1 protein-coding gene is annotated in these 272 nt (G+C 71.7%); it reads right to left on the reverse strand.

All coding sequences use genetic code 11. The features are described from left to right. Positions 1-272: IS3 family transposase (locus QM019_RS12975; RefSeq protein WP_487047060.1), on the reverse strand; the 272-nt coding region annotated here is incomplete at both ends.

The following is a 272-nucleotide window of genomic DNA, read 5'->3' on the forward strand; positions in this document are numbered from 1 at the left end:
CGGATCCCCGCGACCCGGCACAGCCGCCACACGCGGCGTTCGGAAAGCTGGTAGCCGAGGTCGGCGAGGTCGTCGGCGAGCACCCGATACCCGCCCTCGGGGTCTTCCGCGTGCAGCCGGCGTAGCATACCGATGAGGTGCTGCCCTTCCGTCTCGCGAGCAGAGACCGGGTTACGCAGCCACTGGTAGTACGCCTGCTCGGAGAATCCGAGCACCCGGCACGCCACCGCGACCGGCACCCTGACAGGGGCGCCGGCCGCGGCCATCTCGCG

The organism is Gulosibacter sediminis (assembly GCF_030011715.1).
GTDB lineage: Bacteria > Actinomycetota > Actinomycetes > Actinomycetales > Microbacteriaceae > Gulosibacter > Gulosibacter sediminis.